The sequence below is a fragment of the Mesorhizobium sp. RCC_202 genome (assembly GCF_041355295.1).
Lineage (GTDB): Bacteria > Pseudomonadota > Alphaproteobacteria > Rhizobiales > Rhizobiaceae > Mesorhizobium.
Genome location: NZ_JBFUPO010000001.1, coordinates 524,265 through 547,236, shown reverse-complemented (window position 1 = coordinate 547,236; position 22,972 = coordinate 524,265). Strand labels below are relative to the sequence as shown.

Annotated in this window: 20 protein-coding genes and 1 riboswitch; of the genes, 6 read left to right on the top strand and 14 right to left on the bottom strand. The window is 62.5% G+C overall.

The genetic code is table 11. The annotated features are described in order from the left end of the window. Positions 1–82 precede the first annotated feature (82 nt). A riboswitch (cobalamin riboswitch) is annotated at positions 83–284 on the bottom strand. A 498-nt stretch (positions 285–782) separates the two neighbouring features. The 3 genes from AB6802_RS02480 (at position 783) to AB6802_RS02470 (ending at position 1,567) form a co-directional block, all read left to right on the top strand. Continuing rightward, positions 783–989 (top strand): DUF680 domain-containing protein, encoded by a 207-nt coding sequence (locus AB6802_RS02480; RefSeq protein WP_371008412.1) that lies wholly within the window; start codon positions 783–785, stop codon positions 987–989. A gap of 69 nt (positions 990–1,058) precedes the next feature. Further along, on the top strand, positions 1,059–1,262 hold the full coding sequence (locus AB6802_RS02475) for a DUF680 domain-containing protein (RefSeq protein WP_371008411.1): 204 nt from the start codon (positions 1,059–1,061) through the stop codon (positions 1,260–1,262). Positions 1,263–1,333: 71 nt separating this feature from the next. Next, on the top strand, positions 1,334–1,567 hold the full coding sequence (locus AB6802_RS02470; protein WP_371008410.1) for a DUF680 domain-containing protein: 234 nt from the start codon (positions 1,334–1,336) through the stop codon (positions 1,565–1,567). Positions 1,568–1,643: 76 nt separating this feature from the next. On the opposite strand, the gene AB6802_RS02465 is transcribed toward AB6802_RS02470, so the two are convergent. The 5 genes from AB6802_RS02465 to AB6802_RS02445 all read right to left on the bottom strand — a co-directional run bounded on the left by AB6802_RS02465 (position 1,644) and on the right by AB6802_RS02445 (position 8,173). Beyond that, positions 1,644–2,756, bottom strand: coding sequence for an ABC transporter ATP-binding protein (locus AB6802_RS02465; RefSeq protein WP_371008409.1), 1,113 nt, complete (start codon positions 2,754–2,756; stop codon positions 1,644–1,646). Between the two features lie 32 nt (positions 2,757–2,788). Then, positions 2,789–4,453: an alpha-glucosidase family protein gene (locus AB6802_RS02460; RefSeq protein WP_371008408.1), complete on the bottom strand. Its 1,665-nt coding sequence runs from the start codon at positions 4,451–4,453 to the stop codon at positions 2,789–2,791. 4 nt (positions 4,454–4,457) lie between these two features. Continuing rightward, the gene (locus tag AB6802_RS02455; RefSeq protein WP_371008407.1) at positions 4,458–5,612 is read right to left on the bottom strand and encodes a carbohydrate ABC transporter permease; all 1,155 of its coding nucleotides are present in this window, start codon (positions 5,610–5,612) and stop codon (positions 4,458–4,460) included. Position 5,613: 1 nt separating this feature from the next. Further along, positions 5,614–6,627: a carbohydrate ABC transporter permease gene (locus tag AB6802_RS02450; protein ID WP_371008406.1), complete on the bottom strand. Its 1,014-nt coding sequence runs from the start codon at positions 6,625–6,627 to the stop codon at positions 5,614–5,616. A 190-nt stretch (positions 6,628–6,817) separates the two neighbouring features. Next, positions 6,818–8,173, bottom strand: a complete 1,356-nt coding sequence (locus AB6802_RS02445) for an ABC transporter substrate-binding protein (protein ID WP_371008405.1) — start codon at positions 8,171–8,173, stop codon at positions 6,818–6,820. 359 nt (positions 8,174–8,532) lie between these two features. Here AB6802_RS02445 and AB6802_RS02440 point away from each other — a divergent pair, with 359 nt between their 5' ends. From AB6802_RS02440 to AB6802_RS02430, 3 genes are all read left to right on the top strand, one after another. Next, positions 8,533–9,555 carry a substrate-binding domain-containing protein gene (locus AB6802_RS02440; RefSeq protein WP_371008404.1) on the top strand — a complete coding sequence of 341 codons (1,023 nt, stop codon included), beginning with the start codon at positions 8,533–8,535 and terminating at the stop codon, positions 9,553–9,555. A gap of 308 nt (positions 9,556–9,863) precedes the next feature. Then, entirely contained in the window at positions 9,864–10,352 is a 489-nt protein-coding gene (locus AB6802_RS02435) for a DUF417 family protein (RefSeq protein WP_371008403.1), read from the top strand. 234 nt (positions 10,353–10,586) lie between these two features. Then, entirely contained in the window at positions 10,587–11,933 is a 1,347-nt protein-coding gene (locus AB6802_RS02430) for an NAD(P)/FAD-dependent oxidoreductase (protein WP_371008402.1), read from the top strand. A gap of 26 nt (positions 11,934–11,959) precedes the next feature. Here the strand turns inward: AB6802_RS02430 and AB6802_RS02425 are convergent, their stop codons facing one another. From AB6802_RS02425 to AB6802_RS02385, 9 genes are all read right to left on the bottom strand, one after another. Further along, positions 11,960–13,408, bottom strand: coding sequence for a S8 family serine peptidase (locus tag AB6802_RS02425; RefSeq protein WP_371008401.1), 1,449 nt, complete (start codon positions 13,406–13,408; stop codon positions 11,960–11,962). Continuing rightward, complete coding sequence (locus tag AB6802_RS02420; protein WP_371008400.1) at positions 13,398–14,066, bottom strand: anti-sigma factor; 669 nt, start codon at positions 14,064–14,066, stop codon at positions 13,398–13,400. Before AB6802_RS02420 ends, AB6802_RS02425 begins: the two co-directional genes overlap by 11 nt. Then, positions 14,063–14,629 (bottom strand): sigma-70 family RNA polymerase sigma factor, encoded by a 567-nt coding sequence (locus AB6802_RS02415; RefSeq protein ID WP_371008399.1) that lies wholly within the window; start codon positions 14,627–14,629, stop codon positions 14,063–14,065. Before AB6802_RS02415 ends, AB6802_RS02420 begins: the two co-directional genes overlap by 4 nt. Positions 14,630–14,909: 280 nt before the next feature. Then, on the bottom strand, positions 14,910–15,749 hold the full coding sequence (locus AB6802_RS02410) for an alkaline phosphatase family protein (protein ID WP_371008398.1): 840 nt from the start codon (positions 15,747–15,749) through the stop codon (positions 14,910–14,912). Between the two features lie 83 nt (positions 15,750–15,832). Further along, positions 15,833–17,422 (bottom strand): ABC transporter substrate-binding protein, encoded by a 1,590-nt coding sequence (locus AB6802_RS02405; protein WP_371008397.1) that lies wholly within the window; start codon positions 17,420–17,422, stop codon positions 15,833–15,835. A gap of 179 nt (positions 17,423–17,601) precedes the next feature. Beyond that, positions 17,602–19,284 carry an ABC transporter ATP-binding protein gene (locus tag AB6802_RS02400; protein ID WP_371008396.1) on the bottom strand — a complete coding sequence of 561 codons (1,683 nt, stop codon included), beginning with the start codon at positions 19,282–19,284 and terminating at the stop codon, positions 17,602–17,604. Further along, entirely contained in the window at positions 19,284–20,105 is an 822-nt protein-coding gene (locus AB6802_RS02395; protein WP_371008395.1) for an ABC transporter permease, read from the bottom strand. The genes AB6802_RS02400 and AB6802_RS02395 overlap by 1 nt, the downstream gene beginning before the upstream one ends. A gap of 127 nt (positions 20,106–20,232) precedes the next feature. Continuing rightward, complete coding sequence (locus AB6802_RS02390) at positions 20,233–21,192, bottom strand: ABC transporter permease (RefSeq protein ID WP_371008394.1); 960 nt, start codon at positions 21,190–21,192, stop codon at positions 20,233–20,235. Between the two features lie 96 nt (positions 21,193–21,288). Next, complete coding sequence (locus AB6802_RS02385; protein ID WP_371008393.1) at positions 21,289–22,878, bottom strand: ABC transporter substrate-binding protein; 1,590 nt, start codon at positions 22,876–22,878, stop codon at positions 21,289–21,291. Between the last annotated feature and the right edge of the window lie 94 nt (positions 22,879–22,972).

Genomic DNA, 22,972 nt, shown 5'->3' with positions numbered 1-22,972 from the left:
TGGTGGAGATGGAGAAGAAGGGCGACCGCCGGCAAAAAAACCGGCACGCGCCATCCGCCTCTTGATCGCCCACCGCGATCAGTCGAGTTCAAATGTCTCGGGCTGGTTTCCGGGCTCTGGAGTTGCCCTTGCGGGCGATCGCGACACCTTCCCAGGCCAATGGCCCAGTGGTCTCCCGTTGCGATTTCACTCCACCACCGTTGCGGGGGCAGCGCCGGAATTCGACCGGCTTCCCAATTCTCCGCTCCGTCACGACGAAGGGCACCTGAGATGAGATCATCTAACCACGACACGCCATGGTCCCGCCGGTATGAAAACGACATCGCATCCATGCGGCGCGACACGGCTACCGGCTTGTCGTGCCGATATTCGGTTCAGCGATCAGGCAAGCGAATCGCCGCTCTGAAATGACGTCGCGCCGATCGGTAACCGGCTTCAAAGTGGTTAATAGTATCGAAAAGTGACTATTAGGAGGTTCTAAAATCGAACCGAACGGTTCGTTTCTGTTGACGGTGCGTGCAGGACGGGGTGAACGTTGGCACCCTGACACACTTGGTGAGCTAAATGAGTGATCCGTGTAACCTATTGGATTAATTACATAAAGATGTGATGTTGGGCATGCTTAGGAAAATTACAAGACGTAGATTCTTGGTCCAGATGGAAAAACTTCGTGATTGGAATCCGGCAATCGGGTCACCCACATCGGGGCTGTCCGAACGACGCGATTTCATTCCCAAGACACGCCGCTAGACGGACTGAATAAAGATACTGGAGTAGCAAAAATGAAAAAGATTGTTCTCACTGCCGCCGCCCTTCTGGCAATTTCCGGCAGCGCCTTCGCTGGTAGCGACAACTACGGTTCGCAGGCTGCCAATCCGCCGGCCGTTTCGGTTGACTCGTCCTACACCGCATCGGTTCGTAACGCCGTGCCGGCCACGCAGGTACCCGTCAAGACGGGCGCCGACCACAACCTTTTCGGCAACAACTAACAGCCGACTTTGAACCGGCGGCGGGTTGCCCGCCGCCTCGGTCGGATCAGAAAATTTAGGAGCACTAAAATGAACAAGATCATTCTCGCCGCCGCCGCCCTTTTGGCCGTTTCCGGCAGCGCTTTCGCCGGCAGCGATAACTACGGTTCCAACGGCGCCAACCAGCCGGCCGTCGCGGTCGACTCGTCTTACACGGCCTCGGTCAAGTCCGAGCCGGCTGCTCAGAAGCCCGTCATCACGGGCGCTGATCACAATCTCTTCGGCAACAACTAACAGCCGAATCTGGGCTGGCGGCGGGTCTGCCCGCCGTCTCGGTCCAATCAAGGAATTCAGGAGTTACTAAAATGAAGAAGATCATTCTCGCCACGGTGGCCGTTCTGGCCGTTTCGGGTTCGGCTTTTGCTGGCAGCGACAACTACGGCAACAGCGGCGCCAACCAGCCGGCTCCCGCCGTCGACACCACGCGTACATCGTCGATCGACACGGACTCGACGGTCTACAAGTTGCTGAACTCGTCGGGCAACGTGCAGAAGTCGGTGCCGCAGGGTAGCGACCGCGACCACGCCGGCCGCCAGTAAAGTTACGAGTAAATTAATTGAGTAAGAAAGGCGGCGGGCTTGGCCCGCCGCTTTTTTTGTTGCCGCTCTGCGAGTGTCAGGCGGCCTTCGCCTCAACGCGCTGCAGGCTGAACGAATGGCCATCCGCGTCGAAAATATGCAGGTCGCCGGCGTCGGCGTTCAGTTTGAGCGTCTCGCCGCGCTTGACCTCGACATTGCCCGGCAGTTTGGTCACCAGCGGCAGGTCGGTTCGGCCGATATCGACATAGACAAGCTGCACCTCGCCCAGTTGCTCGACGTAATCGACCTTGCCTTCGAACAGATAATCCGTGCCGGTGGCGATCGAGAGGTCCTCCGGTCGCACGCCGAAGCTCACCGCCGCGCCCGTCGCGGAAACAGGCGTGGCAATCGGCACCGTCGCCTTGCGGCCGCCGACATGGCTGACCACGGTCGGGTTGCCGGCCTTGTCGATCTTGGCCGGCAGGATGTTCATGGCCGGTGAGCCGATAAATTGCGCGACGAACAGATTGCCTGGACGCTTGTAGAGCTCCATCGGCGTCCCGACCTGCTCGATATGGCCGTCCTTCAGCACCACGATGCGGTCGGCCAGCGTCATCGCCTCGACCTGGTCGTGGGTGACATAGATCATGGTTGTGGCGGGCATCGATTCCTTCAGCTTGGCGATCTCGATGCGGGTGGCGACGCGAAGTGCCGCGTCGAGGTTCGACAGCGGTTCATCGAACAGGAACACCTTTGGATTGCGCACGATGGCGCGGCCGATGGCGACGCGCTGGCGCTGGCCGCCCGACATCGCCTTGGGCAGGCGGTCGAGATATTTGGTGAGCTGCAGGATTTCGGCCGCCTGCCGCACGCGCTTGTCGATCTCGGCCTTGCTTTCCTTGCCGATCTTCATCGAGAACGCCATGTTGTCGTAGACGGTCATATGCGGATAGAGCGCATAGGACTGGAATACCATGGCGATGCCGCGCTTCGACGGCGGCACGTCGTTCACCACCTGGCCGTCGATCTTCAACTCGCCCGAAGTGATTTCCTCCAGCCCGGCGATGGACCTGAGCAAGGTCGATTTCCCGCAGCCCGACGGCCCGACGAAGACGATGAACTCGCCCGATTTGATGTCGAGGTCGATGCCGTGGAGAATGTTGAGGTTGCCGTATGATTTCTTCACCTGGTTCAGTTTGACATCGGCCATGATTTCGTCCTCCCAGTGATTGTTCCTAAAACTCAGTCGATACGTCCGAACCAGGCGCCGTAGCCGCCAAGGCGGATGGGGCCGTTGCCAGTCTGTCCCGAAAAGCCATGCCCCGGCAAGAGTTGCGGCGAGCCCTGGTCGAGATCGACCTCGGCCGGCTTGCTGCCGAGATTGAAGACACAGGCGATGCGCTCATTGCCCTCGCGGCGCGTGAAGGCGACGGTGTCGCCATCGCTTTCGATGAAGGTGATGTCGCCCTTGGAGAGCGCCGGATGCTGGCGCCGGAAGGCGAGGAAGCGGCGATAGTGCTCGAGCAGCGAGTTGGCGTCGCCTTGCTGTTTGTTTACTGCCTGCGGCAGATGCTTGCCCGGCACCGGCAGCCACGGCTTGGCGGTCGAGAAGCCGCCATTTTTGGCCTCGGCGTCCCACACCATCGGCGTGCGGCAGCCGTCGCGGCCCTTGAATTCCGGCCAGAAGCGGATGCCATAGGGGTCCTGCAGATCCTCGAACTGCAAGTCCGCCTCGGCCAGGCCGAGCTCTTCGCCCTGATAGATGCAGACCGAGCCGCGCAGCGACATCAACAGCGCCGAGATCACCTTGAGATAGGCGGTCGGGTCGGCCTCGCCGGCGGCCCAGCGCGAGGCCGGGCGCACCACGTCATGGTTGGAGAAGGCCCAGCACGACCAGCCGTCGCTGGCGACCTTGCCGAAAGCTTCGAGAACCGAGCGCACCTTGGCGGCGCTGATCTTCTCTGGCGCCAGGAAGTCGAAGGAATAGCACATATGCACGCGCTTGCCCTGGGCAGTGTAGGCGGCGACCACTTCGAGCCCACGTTGAGAATCGCCGACTTCGCCGACTGCGGCTTGCGCCGGATATTCGTCGAGCAGCGCGCGGAAGCGCTCGAGGAAGGCGAGGTTTTCCGGCCGGCTCTTGTCGTAGATATGGTCCTGGTAATTGTAAGGATTGACCGCCGGTGCGGTCTGGTCGTTGCGCTCTTCCGGCGGCAACGGCGGGTTGTTCTCCAGGCCCTGGCTGTGGAAGTAGAAATTGATGGTGTCGAGGCGGAAACCGTCGACGCCGCGTTCCAGCCAGAAGCGCGTGATGTCGAGCAGCGCGTCCTGGACTTCCGCGTTGTGGAAGTTGAGGTCCGGCTGCTCGGCCAGGAAATTGTGCATGTAATATTGCTGGCGGCTGGTGTCCCATTGCCAGGCCGAGCCGCCGAAGATCGACAGCCAGTTGTTGGGCGGCGTGCCGTCGGGCTTTGCGTCGGCCCACACATACCAGTGAGCCTTGGCATTGGTCCGGCTGGAACGGCTTTCCTTGAACCAGGGATGGATGTCGGCGGTGTGCGACAGCACCTCGTCGATCATCACCTTGAGGCCAAGACGGTGCGCCTCCGCCACCAGCGCATCGAAATCGGCGAGCGTGCCGAACATCGGATCGACGTCGCAATAATCCGACACGTCGTAGCCGAAGTCCTTCATCGGCGATTTGAAGAAGGGCGAAATCCAGATGGCATCGACGCCGAGGGCCGCGATATAGGGCAGGCGGCGTACGATGCCGTTCAGGTCACCGATGCCGTCGCCGGTCGAGTCCTGAAAGCTGCGTGGATAGATCTGGTAGATCACCGCACCTCGCCACCAGTCGCGGTCGACGGCGGGGTCCGGTTTCGAAGTCGCCTTCAAAGCCGATTGCATTATGTCAGCCTCCTTTCACCGAGCCGGCCAGCAGCCCGCGGACGAAATAGCGCTGCAGCGAGAAGAAGACGATCAACGGCACGATGATGGTGATGAAGGCCGATGTCGTCAGGATCTCCCAATTGCCGCCGCGCGAACCGAGCAGCGCGTTGAGCTGCGCCGTCAGTACGATCTGGTCGGGCGCCGTTCCAAGGAAAACCATCGCCACCAGGAGATCGTTCCATACCCACAGGAACTGGAAGATGGCAAACGAGGCAAGCACCGGGAACGACAGCGGCAGCACGATCTTGACGAAGATCTCGAAGTCGCTGGCGCCGTCGATGCGCGCCGACTCCATGATTTCGCGCGGCAAGCCGGCGATGTAGCTCCGCAAAAGGTAGATGGCGAAGGGCAGGCCGAAGCCGGTATGCGCCAGCCAGATGCCGAGATAGGTCTTCGACGGCACGCCGAAGAAAGTGCCGACGCCGTTGTACAATTTGAGCAGTGGGATCAGTGACATCTGCAGCGGCACGACCAGCAGGCCGATGATGACGGCAATCAGCAGCGCCCGGCCGGGAAAGCGCATCCAGGCCAGCGCATAGGCCGCAAAAGCCGCGATCAGGATCGGGATCACCGTCGCTGGGATGGTGACCGTCAGCGAATTCATGAAAGAGCGGCCGATGCCCTGCGACAGCAGCACATTCTGGTAGTTCTCGGTGGTGAATTTCGGCGGCGCCGACGAGGCATAGTAGAGGCGCTGGCCGCGATCGCCTTCGAACGCCTTGGGCGATGTCATGACGAAGCTGCCGTCGGCATTGACCTGCAGGGTCACGCCGTCACCGAGGTCGGCCGATGTGCCGGCCTGATATTGTGTCGGTGCCGCGGCTTTTACACCAAAGGCGCTGATCGCGCGCTTGGCGCCGTCGCCGAAGATGTTGCCTTGCAGGACGAATTTGCCGTCCTTCTGGGTCTGCGCGGAGGCCGGCGGCAAGCGCCCGGCCTCCGTCTGGCTCGAACTGGCGAAGGAGTTCCACCAGCCCGAGGCGACGATCTGATCCTTGTCGCGCAGCGACGAGACGAGAATGCCGAGCGTGGGGATGGTCCAGATCGCGACGAAGACGAGCACCGCGATATGGACGCCGAAGCGGCTGGCAAAGGATTTTCCGGTTGCGACGGCCATCTCAGTGCCCTCCCGTCTCTTTGTTGGCCTGGCGGATGTTCCAGACCATGATCGGAATGACCGCGATCATGATGATGATGGCGATGGTCGCGCCGCGGCCGAAGTCGCCGCCGCCGCGGAACATCCAGTCGAACATCAGGTTGGCCAGCACCTGGCTATTCCACTGGCCGTTGGTCATGGTCAGCACGATGTCGAACACCTTCAGCACCAGGATGGTGATGGTGGTCCAGACCACGGCGATCGTGCCCCAGATCTGCGGCACCATGATCTTCCAGAAGATCTGGAATGGGTTGGCGCCGTCGATGACGGCCGCTTCCAGCGTTTCCTCAGGGATGCCTCGCAGCGCCGAGGACAGGATCACCATGGCAAAGCCGGTCTGGATCCAGATCAGGATGATCATCAGGAAGAAATTGTTCCAGAACGGCAGCGATATCCACACCTGCGGCTGGCCGCCGAAATGCTGGATGATAGAGTTGAGCAAGCCGATCTGCACCTGGCCTTCGCCGCGATACTCGTAGATGAACTTCCAGATCACGCTGGCGCCGACGAAGGAGATGGCCAGCGGCAGGAAGATCAGGCTCTTGGCGATCGTGCCCCACCAGATCTTGTCGGTGAGCACGGCGATGATCAGGCCGAGGAAGGTGCAGGCGGCCGGCACCACCGCCAGCCACAGCACGTTGTTCAGGATCGAGTTGCGGAAATCATGGTCGCCGAACGCCCATTGGTAGTTGGCGAAGCCGACGAAATGCTCACCACCGCGGTCGAGAAAGGAGAGCCGCAGTGTTTCGATCACCGGATAGATCAGATAGATGGTGAGAATGATCATGGCCGGGCCGACGAACAGCCACGGCCGGATCAACCCCTGCCGGCGCAGATTGTCGATGGCAGCCGTGCCGGACACCCCGCGCGAGGGAAAGGTCAGGTCGAGCAGTTTGTTGGCGCCCCAGAAATAGGCGACACAGCCGCCGACGCCGACGATGATGACGAATATGGCCGAGAAAATTTGAGTCGCCATGGGTCCCTCTCCCTGCGCATGACCGGCCAGGCAATGCTGGCGGTCGGATGCACCGACTTTTAGATTATTCGGAACGATCAAGACGCGAAGGCTTCCGGCGTGCGCCGCCGGGCGGATCCGGGCCGTGGCCCGGATCCAGTAGCAGGATCAGGAAGGTATCAGGTCGCGGCGCGGCCTGTTTGCCGGCTGCCTATTTGATGGCGTCCCAGCTCTTCTGGATGTCGGCGGCGACGTCCTGGGCGGACTTGCCGCCGACCAGGTCGATCATGCCGGTCCAGAACGAGCCGGCGCCAACCTTGCCGGGCATCAGATCGGAGCCGTCGAAGCGCACCGTCGTGGCATTGACCAGGATTTCGCCCTGCTTCTTCAAGGCATCGCTGCCATAGGCGTCCTTGTTGGCCCCCTTGAAAGGCGTGACGAAGCTCTTCTGCGCCATCCACAATTCATGCGCGAGCGGCATCTCGAGGAACTTGATGAATTCGCGCGATGCTTTGGAATCCTTGGTGATCATCACCAGCGTTCCGGCGACTTCCTGAGGATTACCCAGTTCCGGCTTGGAGGCGTAGGGCGGATAGGGGAAGAAGTCGGCATCCTGGCCGAGCTTCACGTTCTGCGGGAAGAAGGAGGGGATGAACGACGCCTGGTGGTGCATGTAGCACTTCGGCGGCACGCTGAAGAGGCCCTTCGGGCTGTCGCGGAAGTCGGTCGCCGCGACCGCCTTGGCGCCGCCATCGACCATTTTATCGTCGGTGGCGATCTTGCCGAAGATGTCGATGGCGTTGACCACGGCCGGATCGGTGAACGGGATCTCGTTCTTCACCCACTTGTCGTAGACCTCCGGCGGCTGCGTCCTCAGCATGATGTCCTCGACCCAGTCGGTCGCCGGCCAGCCGGTGGCGCCGCCCGAGCCAAGCCCGATGCACCAGGGCTTGCCGCCGTCGGCGATGATCTTCTTTTCGAGCTCGGCGAGCTCTTCCTGCGTCTTCGGCACCTTGTAGCCGGCTTCCTCGAAATTATCGGGCGAGTACCAGATCAGGCCTTTGACGTCGATCTTGTAAGGAAAGGCGTAGAAGCCGGGCTTGCCGTCCTTGCCGTTGTAGGTGCCGAGCTTGGCCCAGGAATCGCCGGCGGCGTAATTCTCCTTGATCCAGGCGGCGACGTCGTCGCCGAGCGGGGTCAGCACGCCCTTGGAAGCCAGGTCCTGGATCAGGCCCGGTTGCGGCAGGATGGCGATGTTGGGCGGGCTGCCGGCCTGGGTGTCGATGACGATCTGCTGCTCGTAATTTTCAGACGAGGAGTATTTGACCTCGGCGCCGGTGGCCGCGGCGAAATAGTCGAGCACCGAGCGGGCCAGATCCTCGTCCTCGCCGCGCCAGGGTCCGAAGACGGTCAGCGTCTCCCCCTTGAGGTCGACCTTCTTGAGGTCGTCATAGTTGGCCCAGTGGAAGCGCGGGTCCTCGCCCGGCTTGAACTTGAGCTCGGCATGCGCCGGCAGGCCAAGGGTCAGCGCGGCAAACGCTGCACCCAGCAAAAGCATTTTCTTCATCGCAATCCTCCCAGTGGTCAACGATTCGGACGAAACCTCCATCTCGTCCGCCGACGCCGTGGAACTGTGACTCAGCGAGAAGGCAACCGCAACCTTTCGAAGAGCGTTCCAAAGCGCTTTGGCTGAATTGATCTCGCCACCGAACGGGCAGGAAGTCAAGAGGCCTTCTACTCTAACCGATTTAAACAAGCGCTATGAGGAGAGTAAATCGCACTGCAATATGCATTTTTGCACTGCAATAGCATTTTCCGCTTCAAACCGGCGCCCGCCGACCCTATGGTCTTTCGGTCGAACGGATGTCCTCGTGTTGGCATCAGATCGATTCAATTTGAAAGCGCTTTGAGGCTTGGAGGCCCCCGATGAACCTCAAACAGCTCTCGCATATGCTGTCGCTCTCACAGACCACCGTGAGCCGCGCGCTGAACGGCTATCCGGAAGTCAATGAGGAAACGCGCCGGCGCGTCATGGACGCCGCCAAGCGCCATGGCTACCGGCCGAACCCATCCGCGCGGCGTCTTGCCACCGGCAAGTCGGGCATGATCGGCTATGTCCTGCCGACCGGCAATGCCGTCGATATCGATCCGCACTTTGTCGAATTCCTGTCCGGTCTCGGCGACTATGCCCGCGCCCACGAGCTCGACCTTGTGCTGTCGCCAGCCGACGCCGACGACGAGGAGACGACCTACCGCCGCATCGTCGCCAACCGGCAGGTCGATGCCGTCTACATCTCTTCGCCGCGGCCGGCCGATCGGCGCGTGGCGCTGGTCAACACGTTGGGCATTCCTTTCATCGTCCATGGTCGCAGCGAGGGACTTGACTTCGACTATCCCTATCTCGACATCGACAATGAAGGCGCCTTCCACGAGGCAGCCAGGCTGCTGCTCCAACTCGGTCACAAAAGGCTGGCGCTGATCAACGGCACAGACCGTGAGACGTTCGCCATCCACCGCGAGCGCGGCATGCGTCGGGCTCTTGCCACGAGCGGCTTGACGCTTGGCGAGCGGCATATCTGCTCGGTGGCCATGACAGAGGAAAACGGTTACCGCGCCGCGCGCCGCCTGCTCGAAGAGAGCGAGCCGCCGACGGCGATCGCCTGCTCCAGCCTGATCATGGCGCTGGGTGTCGTGCGCGCCGTCCGCGACCTTGGCCTGACCATCCCGGGCGACCTGTCGCTGGTCGCCCATGATGACGTCTTCCCTTGGCTGCGGCCGGAGAATTTCCCGGTGCCCCTGTCGACGACGCGCTCCTCGATCCGGCTCGCCGGCGCACGTGTCGCCGAGCGCCTGGCGGCGCGCATATCGGGGTTGGAAGAGGGGGCGCGCGGCGAGGTCTGGCCGGTCGATCTGGTGGTCAGGGGATCGGTGGCTGGGGCGCCTGTGTAGAGAGCCAATTCAGACGCTCGAAGAGACGCGGTGAGCCGACGTCTTCGCCGATCTGCGAGCGGCACCTTTGCGCCTCCCTTTAGCCGTTGCTGAGCAAGGCCACCCTACATGCAGCCAGCTCTCAAACGGGGAGTCACCGGGGCGCCCTATGATGCAGGGCGGTCCTATTTCTTTCAGTATGGTGATGTAACGAAATTATTCTGCCGACGAAGTAAGCTGGACGGCTCCTCAAAAGCCTGCAGCTTGCCAAACCCACTGCCGGCTGTAGCGCCTTGGTATGGCATATCGCTTCCGGCAAAGGACATAGTATGCATAAAGAGTTCAATATCTCCGAGACTGGCTCCGGCTCTTATTGGCCGCTCGCCATCCTCAGATGGGCAATGGTGCTGATTTTCGTGTCGTTCGGCATCCAGAAGTTCACACCGCAGTCAGCGCAAGGAATCGCTCTGTTTATCTCAAACAGTCCGTTCGTCTCTTGGCTCCAGATTTTTGGAATGAGAGGCGAGGCTTATCTTCTAGGCTGCATCGAGTTGGCGACGGCTGCTCTTTTAGCTTTGGGAGCTTTTGTGCCCGCCCTGTCTGCCCTGGGTGCATTGATCGGGGTCGGTACGTTTCTCATCACCTGGTCGTTTTTCTTTACGACCCCTGGTGTTGTCGTATGGAGCATCTCCACAGATCCCATCGCATGGAATCTGGCTGGGGAGTTTCTCTACAAAGACATAGTGCTGCTCTGCGTCTGCCTGGTTTTATTTCTTAATTCTCTTCCAACGGCCCTGGTTCGCCTCCGAGCGAAATAACAACGGATGGAGGCACTTGTTGGAGGTAGGTTGCGTCTAGGTTGGGCATGCTGCGACAGTCGCAAGCCAAGCCACCTGGGCGCCTATTAGGTTAGGACACGACAGCTTCGCCGAGCGCTCCCTTCTGGGCTGCCTTTACCCTCCTGGGACAACAGTCCCCGTTCGGCTGCTCCTGATCTTGGACGGTGACAACCGGTAAGCCAGGCCGTCAACCAGTCCTGCAGAGTACGCCACTTGCCCACATTCCCGTTCTCCGAAGCCGATCCAATCCAACACCCTGGGCCGCCGCCGAAGACCTCGCAGGTGGTCATCGTCGGTGGCGGCGTCATCGGCGTAACGACGGCTCTCTTCCTTGCCTCCCGCAACATTCCGGTGACGCTGCTGGAAAAAGGCCGCGTCGCCGCCGAACAGTCGTCGCGAAACTGGGGCTGGATCAGAAAACAGGGACGAGATGCGGATGAGTTGCCGATCGTCATCGAGGCTATTCGCCTGTGGCGGCAACTGGCTGAGGAATGCGGCGAAGACATCGAGCTGACCGAGACGGGCGTGACCTATCTGGCCGAGACCGACAAGGATATGGCCGGCTTCGAAGAATTCATGAAGATCGCCGCGGCCCATGAGCTCGATACGCGCCTGCTGGATGGAGACGAGACCGCAAAACTCATCAAAGGCATGTCACGCAAATTCAAGGGCGCGATGATGACGCCCTCCGACATGCGCGCCGAGCCTTGGCTGGCGGTGCCTGCGCTCGCCCGGCTTGCCGTGCGAAAAGGCGCCAGAATCGTCGAGCATTGCGCAGCGCGAACCCTCGACATCGCGGCCGGCAGGATCAAGGGTGTGTGGACCGAGGCGGGCTATATCGAGGCCTCCAGCGTGTTGGTCGCGGGCGGCGCCTGGTCATCCCTGTTCCTGAAAAGACACGGCGTCTCCATCCCTCAGCTCAGCGTCAGGGTAACCGTGGCGGCGACCGAGCCCTTGCCTGAGATCTATGCGGGCGCAGCCGCCGACGACCACATCGCGTTCAGGCGCCGACAAGATGGCGGATATACGCTCGCCGGAGGTGGCACCCACTTGCTTTATTTGGGGCCTGACGCATTCCGGCACGCCACCAAATATATTCCAGCCCTCAGGGACAATCCGCTAGGAACACGCTATTTCCCGTTCGCTCCGTCAGGCTACCCGGATGGCTGGTCGACACCGCGCGTTTGGGCGCCGGATTCCCAGAGCCCTTTCGAGAGAATGCGGGTGCTCAATCCAGCACCTGAACCGGCCCGTCTGCGTTCGATAGAGCGCAATTTCAAAAGCCTTTTCCCACAATTCGAGAACGTCCGCTTGAAGACCGGCTGGGGCGGCATGATCGACGCCATGCCCGACGTCGTCCCCGTCGTGGATAAGGTAGAGGCCATCGGCGGCCTGTTCGTCGCGACGGGAATGAGCGGCCACGGCTTCGGTATCGGACCTGGCATCGGCCGTGTCGTTGCCGACATGATCCAGGGAAATGAAACCGGACACGATCTCAGACGCTTTCGATTGTCGCGCTTTTATGATGGCAGCCCTGTCCGGTTGGGTCCGGCCCTCTGAAATAGCCGGTCGACTGGCGAGCTTAGCTACTTCGCCGCTTCCGCCGCCTTCGTATCCAACAGCCCATAGCCGAAATCATTGTCCCGCCCTTTCGGGCCGAGATCCTTGGCGGTTGCGGCAAGCGCCTTCTCGATGTCGTCGGCCGAGCGGTCGGGCGCGGCGTGGATCAGATTGGCGATGGCGCCGCTGACGATCGCCGCGGCGAAGGACGTTCCCGTCACCACATCGGACCCGGCGCCGCTCGGCGCCACCATCTCGACGCCCGGCGCCGAGATGAAGACATAAGCGCCGCGATTGGCCTGCGGCATCAAGCCATCCTTGGCGTCGGTGGCGGTCACGGCGATGACGCCGTCGAAGGCGGCGGGATAGCCATAGGGCGCCTTCGGCCCGTTGTTGCCGGCGGCGGCGACCAGAACGATGCCCAGCGCGCGCGCATTGCGGCAAGCGCTGCCGAGCAGATCGTTCTCTGGCCCGACGAAGCTCATATTGATGATGCGCACATCCTGTTCCGCCGCCCAGTCGAGCGCCGAGAGGATGACATCCATGGTCGACTTGCCGCCCTCGAAGGCGCGCGCGTGGTAGATCTTGGCGCCCGGCGCCATGCCTTCCAGCGGCCCGACGCCGGCGATCAGCCCGTCGACGGAGGTGCCGTGGTCGCGCTTTTCGATCGGCACGTTCGGCATGGCGTCGAACTGTTGGGCGATAACGCCGGCGAGCGCCGGATTGGTGTCGTCAATGCCGGTGTCGATGACGGCGACGCGCACATTCTCGCCGCTTGCTTGGCTCGCGTCGAGCGTGATGCGGTCGAAGGCGTAGTTCACGATGCCGGCCGCCTGCTGCAGCGTGTAGATATGGTTGGGCTCGCGCCGCTGCGTGCGGCCGTCCGCGGCCAGTTGCGCCAGCACGACGCCGACAGGGCGCCCGTCGGTGATGCCGAAGCGCACCAGCGTGGTGCCGAGCAGCCGCGACTGGCGCTGCGAGCGCACCTGCAGGCCGAAGGAATTGGCGATCTGCTGGACAGTGCCGGCATCGCCGTCGACCGTCACCAGCACTTCATCGGGCACGAACTCGCCGGTGATCGCGCGTGGCGGCTCGGCCAGGTTGAGACCTTGCGGCACTGTGACGGGCCCGCTCGGCGTCGGCGGGGGTGCCGGTGTGTTGGCGGAACCGCCCGATGTCCCGTTGGAGGGCGCAGGTGTCTGCGGGCTCGCGCCCGCAGGCGGGTTCGGGAAAAGGTCGACGATCAGCGCCGGCAGGGACACTGCCCCGCCTGCGGCAGTGCCGTCGCCCGGAGCGCTGCCGCCATTCTTGGTGCCGTTGTTCTTGTCGCAGCCGGCGCCTGCCGCGGTCGTGCGGTTCAGGCAGTCGACCTGCGTCTGCGAAAGGTTCGGATCGTTGGTTTGCGCAAAAGCCGGCGCGGCGACAAAAGCCGCCGCGAGGAGTGCCGCATGAAGAATGACCGCCTTAGCCGCCATCAACCGGTTTCCTTCCCTGGATCACAGTATCCGCGAAAGGCTGGGCGGCAATAAGGCCGACCGTTTTGTCGTAATCAGCCGCGCTCTTGGCTGGAATGGTCAGGTGGAAGACACCGTCGGCGGTCGGCCCGCTGGCGATCTTCAGCCCGTTCTGGCCGAGGAAAGCGGCGATGTCCGACATCTTCGCGTCCGGCTTGAACTTGACCAAAGCGAAAGGCAGTTTCGCCAGATCGTCCTCAGCGCCCGCGACCTCGAAATCGCTGCCCTTGCCGCCCGGACGCTCGAAGGACTGCACCAGGACGAGCGCCAGCAGGGCCGCGGCCGCGGCCCAGGCGACGCCGGCGGGCATCGCCGTCAATCGACTGAGAGCCTTGGCAAGCCAGGACTGGCCGGCCGGCGCGCGCGCCGGGCCGGCTTCGGCGTCGAGCGCCTTGGTGAAGCGGCTGAGCGCATCGGCGGGCGGGCGGATCGCTTCGTTGGCGGCGGCCGTGCCGGAGAATTCCGCTTCGGCTTCGCCAAGCGCGGCAAGTGCTGCGGGATCGGAAGCGAGCCACTCCTCGACCGCTTCCAGCTCGGCCCCTTCCAGCGAGCCGTTGAGGTAGAACGGCAGCAGCGTTTCCATCTCGTCGCGGCGCGACATCTTTTCAGCGGCGCTCATGGCCACCCCCTGTCGTAACCGGCGGCTTTCAGCGCCTCGCCGAGTTTCTTGCGAGCGTAGAACATTCGGGTTTTGACGGTGGCGACCGGAATGTCGAGCACCTCGCCGATCTCGGTCACCGACTGGCCATGGTAATAGGCAAGGTCGATCACCACGCGGTGTTCTTCCGGCAGGGCGTTGATCATGCGGCGCAAGGCGGCGGCCTTGTCCTCCTTCATGGTTATGACTTCCGGCGTGTCGGCGCCATCCGCGATCTCGGCGGCATCGTCGTCGTCGATCCACTCTTCCTTCTTCTTGCGCAGCGAAGACAGCGCCTTGAAGCGGGCGATGCCGAGCAGCCATGTCGAGACCTCAGAGCGGCCCTCGAAGCCGGGGGCTTGCTTCCATAGCTCGAGAAAGACCTCGTTTGCGATATCGTCGGCCATCATTTCCGATCCCGTCTGGCGCGCCACGAAGCGGTAAACCCGCGCGTGGTGACGCATGAACAGGAGCCGAACGGCGGCCCGGTCGCCCTTCGCGACCCGGTCGACAAGCGCGCGATCGGTTTCCGTCGCCGCCGTCATGGCCGGTCGAGCCGCCTGGCTCCTCGTAGCTCTGTCGCTGATCGGTTCAAAAAGGTTCATCCTCCGCCAAGGAATTTTCGGAGGCTAACCGAAGAAAGCGGAGGTTGCCAGAGGTGCGCTTTTTTCCTTCTCCCCTTGTGGGAGAAGGTGGATCGGCGCGTAGCGCCGAGACGGTTGAGGGGTGTTCCAGCGCAGTGAGACGTTGGCTTTCCCTGGAACACCCCTCATCCGTCGCCTGCGGCGACACCTTCTCCACAAGGGGAGAAGGGGAAGATGGTGCTCAGCCCAAAAACGGCTTTGCCTTCATCGTCTCGGGTATCGCCACGCCAAGCCGGCTCAGCACCGTCGGCGCCAGTTGCAACTGGTCGAGCAGCGTGTCGGCGTCCGGTCCTTTTGCCGGGCCGAAATAGTAGAGCGCGAAATCCTGCATCTCCTCGTCATGGCCGCCATGGTGGCCGCGGTCGGTCTGGCCGTGGTCGGCGGTGATGATCACCTCGTAGCCGGCCTGGCGCCATTGCGGCAGGAAGGCCGCGAGCATCGCATCCATGGCGTAGCAGGCATAGTCCATCTCGTGGCAGTCATGGCCGAAGCGATGGCCCATCGAATCCAGCGTGCAGGTGTGCAGGATGCCGTAGTCGATGCCGTGACGTTTGGTCAGCATGGTCAGCGTCGCAAACAGGTCGACGTCGCTCGGCGTCATCTGGTTCTTGAGATTGTAGCCGGTCATGGTGTGGAAACGGCCATGCGTGATCGGCCCGCTTGGATCGTCGAACTCCATGTCCTCGACAAGGTCGAACGGAAAGCCGCGGAAAAATTCCGACCAGTAGGAATGGGTGACCGCGCCGGTCTTGCCGCCGGCCTTGCTCACCTCCGAGAAGATGTCCGGCTGAGCGACGCGAAAGCGGTTCTCGTTGGAAAGGATGCCGTGCACCTGCGGCGTGACCCCGGTGTGGATCGAGGCATAGCAGCAGGCCGAGGTCGACGGCAGCACGGAGCGCATCTTCCACACCTGCGCCTCGCCGGACTGCGCCCAGCCTTCGAGATTGCCCATCAGCCGGCGCCAGTTCCGATAAGGCACGCCGTCGAGAATGATGAGCAGCATTTTGGATTTGAGCGTCACGGCAGGGTCCTGTGATTGTCCTTAGAAAACAGAAGCGCCGCGTGTCGCGCGGACACGCGGCGCTTGTATGAATTAGCTTGATATCAGGCGTTGAGCCAGCACTCGCTGAGCGCGTAGCCGTCCATCATCTCGCCATTCGGGTTCTTTACCCAGCCGCTGACCTTCTTGGTGTTGGAGGCATCGACGAACTGGTTGAAGAACGGCACGATCAGGCCGCCTTCGTCGCGCATCAGCATCGCCATGTCGCGGTAGATCGCCTTGCGCTTGGCCTGGTCGAGCTCGCCGCGCGCCGTGTAGAGCATCTTGTCGAATTCAGGCCGCTTGAAGCGGGTGTCGTTCCAGTCGGCGGTCGACAGATAGCCTGTGGAATACATCTGGTCCTGTGTCGGCCGCCCGCCCCAATAGGAGAGCGAGAAGGGCTGCTTGTTCCATACTTCCGACCAGTAACCGTCGCCGGGTTCGCGCTTGATCTCTATTCTGATGCCGGCCTTGGCGCAGCTCTGCTGGTAGAGCTGGGCCGCATCGACCGCGCCCGGGAAGGCGACGTCGGAGGTGCGCAGCAGGATCGAGCCGCTATGTCCGGACTTCTTGTAAGCCGCGGCTGCCTTTTCCGGATCGAATTTGCGCTGCTCGATGTCGGAGGAGAACAGCGGATAGGCTTCGTTGATCGGAAAATCATTGCCGGCCGAGCCGTAGCCGCGCAGGATCTTCTCGACCATTTCGTCGCGATCCATGGCGAGCTTCAGCGCCATCCTGAGATCGTTGTTGTCGAAGGGCGCGGTGTCGCAGAACATGTTGAACGGGTAGTAGCCGCGTCCGGCGACGTTCTCGATGCTGACGCCCGGCATGCGCTTGACCAGGTCGACCACCTTCGGCTCGACGCGGTTGATGAGATGCACCTGGCCGCCCTGCAGCGCAGCAAGCCGGGCCGTCGGATCGTTGATGACGACGATTTCGATCTGGTCGGCATGGCCGGCCTTGTCGCCGCGCCAGTAATTGGCGAAGCGCTCGCCGCCATGCTTCACGCCGGGCTGGTTGACGGCGACCTTGTATGGCCCAGCGCCGATGCCTGCATTCGGGTTGTCCTTGCCGCCATTCGGCTGGATGACGAGGTGGTAATCGGCCATCAGATAGGGGAAGTCGGCATCGGCATCGCCAAGCGTGACGATCACTTCCTTGCCGCTCGCCTTGATGCCCTTGATGTTCTTCAAGATACCGAGCGCGCCGGATTTCGGTTTCTCATCGGCATGGCGCTCGAGCGTGGCGGCGACGTCGTCCGCGGTCACCGTCTTGCCATTGTGGAACTCGATGCCTTCGCGGATCTTCATCGTCCAGGTCTTGGCGTCGGCGGAAGCGCCGATCTCCTGCGCGATCAGGTTTTCGACACCGCCGTCCGGCGTCAGGCGCACCAGGAATTCGCCCCACTGCTTGCAGAAGCTGAACGTCACCTGGCTGAGGTTCAGCGCCGGGTCGAGGCTGTTGGTCGATTCACCGCCCTGCAGGCCGGCCTTGATGATACCGCCTTTGACGGGGGTTGCGGCAAAAGCCTTGCCGGCAAGCGTCGTCGCCAGCGCTGCCGAGACGCCGAGCGCGGCGGCGCGTCCAAGGAAATCACGGCGCGATATGCTGCCCTTGCCGGCGAGTGCCGCGAGATGGTCGAGTTCCGTTTGCATGTCCTGCCCCCATTTCGAGATTGATCTGGCGCGAGCCCTACCCGCCCACGCCATTCTTTCCGGCTCCGCATTGCAGCCGCATGACAGCGGCTGCTCGTGGGGTCGACTTTAAGAAGCTAATTTCTTTGTTTGGCGCAATTCCGGACGGAAAACCGGTTTCCACTTTTCCTGGAATTGCTTTAGTTTCCGGCGCTCGCCATGCGCCGGCCCTTGATCGCCTTCTCCAGCCAGCCGATCTCCATCTCGGGCACGGAGGACAGGAGCAGGTCGGTGTAGTCGTCGAAGGGCGGAGCCAGCACCTTGCTCTTCGAGCCATAGCGCACCACCTCGCCGCGATACATGACGGCGATGGAATCGGCGATCGACTTCACCGTCGCCAAATCATGCGTGATGAACAGATAGGCGACATTCTCGATCTGCTGCAGGTTGAGCAGCAGTTTCAGGATGCCGTGGGCGACCAGCGGATCGAGGGCCGACGTCACCTCGTCGCAGATGATCAGTTTCGGCTTGGCGGCGAGCGATCGAGCGATGCAGACGCGCTGCTTCTGGCCGCCCGATAGCTCGGCTGGATAACGATCGACAAAACCCTTGCCCATCTCGATCTCTTCGAGCAGTTCGGCCACGCGCTTGTCGCGCTCGCGTCCTCTTATGCCGAAATAGAACTCCAGCGGCCGGCCGATGATGGTGCCCACCGTCTGGCGTGGGTTCATGGCTACATCCGCCATCTGGTAGATCATCTGCAATTGGCGCAGATCCTCTTTCGGCCGGTCGGCCAGCCTGTTGGCGAGCGGCCTGCCGTCGAAGGTGACGGTGCCCTCTTCCGGCGGCAAAAGCCCAGTGATGGCGCGCGCCAGCGTCGACTTGCCGGAGCCGGACTCGCCGACAACGGCCAGCGTCTGTCCCGGATAGATGTCGACCGAAACATTCTTCAACACCTTGACGTTGCCGCCGCCATAAGCGGCGGTGACGTTCTTCACCGACAGGAACGGTGTCGCGCCAGCCTGCTTTTCCTGGTGTTCGATCTCGTGCACCGAGACCAGCGCGTTGGTGTATTCCTGGCGCGGCTCCTTGATGATCTGGCGCGTGCCGCCCCATTCGACCAGCCGGCCATGACGCAGCACCATGATCTCGTCCGACACCTGAGCGACGACGGCAAGGTCGTGGGTGATGTACAAAGCCGCAACATGCGTGTCCTTGATGGCGTCCTTGATCGCCGCCAGCACGTCGATCTGCGTCGTCACGTCGAGCGCCGTTGTCGGTTCGTCGAAGACGATCAGGTCGGGCTCCGAGCACAGCGCCATAGCCGTCATCACACGCTGCAGCTGGCCGCCGGAGACCTGGTGCGGATAGCGCTCGCCGATCGTCTCCGGATTGGGCAGGCTGAGCTTCTTGAACAGCGCCACGGCCCGCTTCTCGGCCTCGGCGCGGGTGGCGGTGCCATGCAGCAGTGTGGCCTCGACCACCTGGTCGATCAGCTTGTGCGCCGGATTGAAGGCGGCCGCCGCCGACTGCGCGACGTAGCAGACCTCGCGTCCGCGCAGCGCCCGCACGCCCTTCGCGCCGGCTTTGAGGATATCGCGGCCGTTGAGGATCACCTCACCGCCGGTGATGCGCACGCCGCCGCGGCCATAGGCCATCGACGACAGGCCGATGGTCGATTTGCCGGCGCCGGATTCGCCGATAAGGCCGAGCACCTTGCCCTTTTCCAGCGTCAGCGAGACATCGTGGACAAGCGTGATCGTCTTCGGCGCCTCGCCCGGCGGATAGACGGTCGCCTCGATACGCAGATTGCGGATGTCGAGGAGCTTACCCGGCTCTGCATGCCCCGACTTTGCCTGGCCGGATTTTGCCTGGTCAGCCATCAGCCGCGTCCTCCCTTCAGGCTCGTCGTGCGGTTCAGCACCCAGTCGGCGACGAGATTGACCGAGATGGCGAGCACCGCGATCGCCGCCGCCGGAATGAGTGCGGCCGGAATGCCGAAGACGATGCCGTCCTTGTTTTCCTTGACCATGCCGCCCCAGTCCGAATCCGGCGGCTGCACGCCAAGGCCGAGGAAGGACAGCGCCGACAGGAACAGCACAGCGAAGATGAAGCGCACGCCGAGCTCGGCGACCAGCGGCGACAATGCGTTGGGGAGGATCTCGCGGAAGATGATCCACACCTTGCCTTCGCCGCGCAGTTTGGCCGCTTCAACGAAGTCCATGACATTGATGTCGACCGCGACCGCGCGCGACAGCCGGTAGACGCGGGTCGAATCGAGGATGCCCATGACCAGGATCAAGGTCAGCGCGTTGGTCGGCAGCACCGAGAGCACGACCAGGCCGAAGATCAGCGTCGGGATCGACATCAAAAGATCGACGAAGCGCGACATCAGCGTGTCGAACCAGCCGCCGAACACCGCCGCCGTGAAGCCGAGGATCGAGCCCAGCGAGAAGGACAGCGCCGTCGCCAGCACCGCGATCTCCATGGTGATGCGGGCGCCATAGATCATGCGCGAGATGAGATCGCGGCCGAGATTGTCGGTGCCCAGCCAATGGGCGGCCGACATCGGCTCCCACACGTCGCCGACGATCTCGCCATTGCCATGCGGGGCGATCCAGGGCGCGAAGATGGCGCAGAACGCGAAGAAGCCGGTCAGGATGAGCCCGACCCAGGCGGTTATCGGGATTTGTCTAAGCGCCATTCGCCTCAGTTCCCCCTCTGGTGGTTCTGTGTCCGGCCATCACGTCGGATGCCCCCATCACGTCGGATGCCCCCATCACGTCGGATGCCCCCGTCACGTCGGATGCCCCGTCATTTCGGATGCCCCCTCATTTCGGATGCCTAAGTCTCGGATTGGCCAGGATGGCGGCAATGTCCGCGATAATGTTGAGCGTGATGTAGACGGCGGCGAAGATCAGGCCGACCGCCTGCACCACCGGCACGTCGCGCTTGGCGACGTGGTCGACGAGATACTGCCCCATGCCCGGGTAGACAAAGATCACCTCGACCACGACGACGCCGACGATCAGATAGGCGAGGTTGAGCATGACGACGTTGACCACCGGCGCGATCGCATTCGGGAAGGCATGCTTGCGGATGATGTCGAAGGCCCTCAGCCCCTTCAATTCCGCCGTCTCGATATAGGCCGACTGCATGACGTTGAGGATCGCCGCGCGCGTCATGCGCATCATGTGGGCAAGCACGACCAGCGTCAGCGCGGTCGCCGGAAGCACCACGGCCTGCAGCCTTTCGAGGAACGGTGTCGAGTCGTCCACCGTCGAGATGCTCGGGAAAATCTGCCATTTCACGGCGAAGAAATAGATCAGCACATAGCCGATGAAGAACTCCGGGAACGAGGTCGAGGCCAGCGCCAGGCCCGAGATCAGCTTGTCGACGAAGCCGTTGCGGTAGCGCACGGCAATCAGGCCGAGGATGATCGCCAGCGGCACCGCCACGATTGCGGCGCATGCGGCCAGAAACAGCGTGTTCTTCAGCCGGGTGCTGATCGAGGTGGCGATATCGAGCCCGCTCGATTGCGCCGTGCCGAAATCGCCATGCAGGATGCCCCAGAGCCAGTGCACATAGCGCAGCCAGGCCGGATCGTTGAGGCCGAGCTGCTCGCGCAGGTTCGCCAGTGCTTCGGGCGTCGCCGACTGGCCGAGGATCGCCTGCGCGACGTCGCCAGGCAGGATCTGCGTGCCGGCGAAGATCAGCACCGAGACGGCCAGCAACAGAACTAGGCCCAGCAGCACGCGCTGAGCGATCAATCTCAGGATCGGAGACGACATCGGCAACCTGCTATTGTGAAGAAGGGACGCCCGCCTTTCGAGCGGGGCATGAAACAGGAAAGGGCCGGCTTGCGCCAGCCCTTGCCCTATCCTTCATCAGGCAGCCAGCCAACACTCGATCAGGGCGTGGCCGTTGCTCAGTTCCTGCGCCGGGTTGTCGACCCAGCCTTCGACGCCCTTGCCTGTCGCGTCGACGAACTGGTTGAAGAACGGCACGATCAGGCCGCCCTGGTCGCGCATGATCTCGCCCATGTCGCGATAGATCTTCTTGCGCTTGGCCTCGTCGAGCTCGCCGCGCGCCGACAGCACCATCTTGTCGAAATCCGGATGCTTCCAGCGGGTGTCGTTCCAGTCGGCGGTCGACAGATAGGCCGTCGAATACATCTGGTCCTGCGTCGGGCGGCCGCCCCAGTAGGAGAGCGAGAAGGGCTGCTTGTTCCAGACTTCGGTCCAGTAGCCGTCGCCGGGCTCACGCTTGATCTCGATCTTGATGCCGGCCTTGGCCGCGCTCTGCTGGTAAAGCTGGGCCGCGTCGACCGCGCCCGGGAAGGCGACGTCGGAGGTGCGCAGCAGGATCGAGCCGCTGTGGCCGGACTTCTTGTAGGCGGCTCCGGCTTTGTCCGGATCGAACTTGCGCTGCTCGAAATCATCCGCAAACAGCGGATAGGCGGCGTTGACCGGCATATCGTTGCCGACCGAGCCGTAGCCGCGCAGGATCTTCTGCAGCATCTCCTCGCGGTCCATGGCGAGCTTCAGCGCCATCCGCAGATCGTTGTTGTCGAAGGGTGCCGTGTCGCAGAACATGTTGAACGGATAGAAGCCGCGGCCCGAAGCGGCGCGGATGGTGACGCCGGGCAGCCGCTTGACCAGGTCGACGATCTTCGGCTCGACGCGGTTGATCATGTTCACCTGGCCGCCCTGGAGGGCCGCCATGCGGGCGGTCGGGTCGTTGACGACAATGATTTCGACCTGGTCGGCATGGCCGTATTTGTCTGGCTGCCAGTAATTGGCGAAACGCTCGGCGCCATGCTTCACGCCGGGCTGGTTGGTGGTGACCTTGTAGGGACCGGTGCCGATGCCGGCATCGGGCTTGTCCGTGCCGCCGTTCGGCTGGATGATCAGGTGATAGTCCGCCATCAGATAGGGCAGGTCGGCGTTCGGATCCTTGAGCGCGATCACGACATTGCCGCCATCGACCTTGATGGTGTCGATGCTCTTCAGAACGCCGAGCGCGCCGGACTTCGACTTCTCGTCGCTGTGGCGCTTCAGCGTCGCCGCCACGTCGTCGGCGCTCACTTCCTTGCCGTTGTGGAACTGGACGCCCTTGCGGATCTTCATCGTCCAGGTCTTGGCGTCCTTCGAGCTGCCGATCTCCTCGGCGATCAGATATTCGATGCCGCCGCCCGGCGCGAGCTCGACCAGCGTTTCGCCCCAGCATTTGCCGAAGGCGAACGGAACCTGGCTAAGGAAGGTCGCCGGGTCGAGGCTGTTGGTGGATTCACCACCCTGCAGGCCGGCTTTCAGCGTGCCGCCCTTGACCGGACCGGCAGCGCGCGAGGCGCTGGACAGCAGCGAGTTGGCGAAGGTGGCGGTGACGCCGAGTGCCGCGGCGCGGCCAAGGAAGTCGCGACGGCTAAGCTTCCCAGCGGCGACACGTCGGCTGAGATAGTCGAGTTCGATAGACATTGTGGTTCCTCACTCTGATGGTTCGACCTTATGGTCGTTTTTTGTTCGTTATTACCGAAGTGATATTGACCGTAAGCCAAAGCCGTAAGCAAGA

Coding starts and splice junctions, on each gene's coding strand:
- AB6802_RS02480 (WP_371008412.1), top strand. CDS start 783: ATGAAAAAGATTGTTCTCACTGCCGCCGCCCTTCTGGCAATTTCCGGC.
- AB6802_RS02475 (WP_371008411.1), top strand. CDS start 1,059: ATGAACAAGATCATTCTCGCCGCCGCCGCCCTTTTGGCCGTTTCCGGC.
- AB6802_RS02470 (WP_371008410.1), top strand. CDS start 1,334: ATGAAGAAGATCATTCTCGCCACGGTGGCCGTTCTGGCCGTTTCGGGT.
- AB6802_RS02465 (WP_371008409.1), bottom strand. CDS start 2,756: ATGGCCGATGTCAAACTGAACCAGGTGAAGAAATCATACGGCAACCTC.
- AB6802_RS02460 (WP_371008408.1), bottom strand. CDS start 4,453: ATGCAATCGGCTTTGAAGGCGACTTCGAAACCGGACCCCGCCGTCGAC.
- AB6802_RS02455 (WP_371008407.1), bottom strand. CDS start 5,612: ATGGCCGTCGCAACCGGAAAATCCTTTGCCAGCCGCTTCGGCGTCCAT.
- AB6802_RS02450 (WP_371008406.1), bottom strand. CDS start 6,627: ATGGCGACTCAAATTTTCTCGGCCATATTCGTCATCATCGTCGGCGTC.
- AB6802_RS02445 (WP_371008405.1), bottom strand. CDS start 8,173: ATGAAGAAAATGCTTTTGCTGGGTGCAGCGTTTGCCGCGCTGACCCTT.
- AB6802_RS02440 (WP_371008404.1), top strand. CDS start 8,533: ATGAACCTCAAACAGCTCTCGCATATGCTGTCGCTCTCACAGACCACC.
- AB6802_RS02435 (WP_371008403.1), top strand. CDS start 9,864: ATGCATAAAGAGTTCAATATCTCCGAGACTGGCTCCGGCTCTTATTGG.
- AB6802_RS02425 (WP_371008401.1), bottom strand. CDS start 13,408: ATGGCGGCTAAGGCGGTCATTCTTCATGCGGCACTCCTCGCGGCGGCT.
- AB6802_RS02420 (WP_371008400.1), bottom strand. CDS start 14,066: ATGAGCGCCGCTGAAAAGATGTCGCGCCGCGACGAGATGGAAACGCTG.
- AB6802_RS02415 (WP_371008399.1), bottom strand. CDS start 14,629: ATGACGGCGGCGACGGAAACCGATCGCGCGCTTGTCGACCGGGTCGCG.
- AB6802_RS02405 (WP_371008397.1), bottom strand. CDS start 17,422: ATGCAAACGGAACTCGACCATCTCGCGGCACTCGCCGGCAAGGGCAGC.
- AB6802_RS02400 (WP_371008396.1), bottom strand. CDS start 19,284: ATGGCTGACCAGGCAAAATCCGGCCAGGCAAAGTCGGGGCATGCAGAG.
- AB6802_RS02395 (WP_371008395.1), bottom strand. CDS start 20,105: ATGGCGCTTAGACAAATCCCGATAACCGCCTGGGTCGGGCTCATCCTG.
- AB6802_RS02390 (WP_371008394.1), bottom strand. CDS start 21,192: ATGTCGTCTCCGATCCTGAGATTGATCGCTCAGCGCGTGCTGCTGGGC.
- AB6802_RS02385 (WP_371008393.1), bottom strand. CDS start 22,878: ATGTCTATCGAACTCGACTATCTCAGCCGACGTGTCGCCGCTGGGAAG.